At 31.1% G+C, this 779-nt stretch carries 1 protein-coding gene and 1 pseudogene; both read left to right on the top strand.

All coding sequences use genetic code 11. The features are described from left to right. Nucleotides 1-43: 43 nt before the first annotated feature. Nucleotides 44-580 carry a helix-turn-helix domain-containing protein gene (locus tag B6A10_RS16275; RefSeq protein ID WP_188221713.1) on the top strand — a complete coding sequence of 179 codons (537 nt, stop codon included), beginning with the start codon at nucleotides 44-46 and terminating at the stop codon, nucleotides 578-580. Beyond that, nucleotides 580-779 (top strand): annotated as a pseudogene (locus B6A10_RS16270) (IS3 family transposase); the annotation flags it as partial. The gene B6A10_RS16275 and the pseudogene B6A10_RS16270, both read left to right, overlap by 1 nt.

Genomic DNA, 779 nt, shown 5'->3' with positions numbered 1-779 from the left:
TGAACTGCCCCCAAAAAGTTAGACGCTATTTGGGGGCATTTTTATGGAAAGAAAAGTCAAATACAATTATGAATTTAAACTTCGTTGTGTACAAGAAGTTTTAAGAAAACATCGCTCAGTTAATTCTGTAGCATATGAAAATAGTATAGCAAGTTCAAATCTTAATCGCTGGATTAGATTTTATATTGAATTTGGAAATGAGGGTCTTTTACCAAGACACAAAAACAAAAACTACAGTGTAAACTTTAAACTAAAAGTAATACAAGCTATCGAAAATAAGTCAATATCTTTGAGTAAAGCCTGTTTAATTTTTAATATCCCAAGAGAATCAACAATAACAAGTTGGCAAAGAAAATATGGAATAGAAGGCATAACAGGTTTGCAACTTAAACCTAAAGGAAGACCATCATCTATGAATTTTAAAAAACGAAAACAACGAAAAACAGACAAACCATTAACCAGAGAAGAAGAACTTCTAAAGGAACTGGAATATTTACGAGCAGAGAACGAAATTTTAAAAAAGTTCAATGCCTTAGTTCAAGCCGAACAAGCCAAGCAAAACAAAAGGCTCAAACCATAATGGAATTAAGGCATAAATACGATTTAGAGGTTCTACTCAATTGTATGAAAATGGTCAGAAGTAGTTATTATTACTATGAAAAAAGAAGTCAATTAGTTGACAAATACAAGGATATTAAAGAATTAATTAAGCAGGTTTACAATCACCATAAAGGCAGATTGGGTTATCGTCGTATTACTTTAGTAATCAAACAAAAGGG

Origin of the sequence: Flavobacterium pokkalii (assembly GCF_014596575.1) — a bacterium.
In the GTDB taxonomy this organism is placed as follows: Bacteria; Bacteroidota; Bacteroidia; order Flavobacteriales; family Flavobacteriaceae; genus Flavobacterium; species Flavobacterium pokkalii.
The sequence above is the reverse complement of the archived record's forward strand: the minus strand, read 5'-3'. Positions and strand labels throughout refer to the sequence as shown.

Bases quoted from the DNA above. Each gene is read 5' to 3' on its own strand.
- B6A10_RS16275 (WP_188221713.1), top strand. From the start codon at position 44: ATGGAAAGAAAAGTCAAATACAATTATGAATTTAAACTTCGTTGTGTA.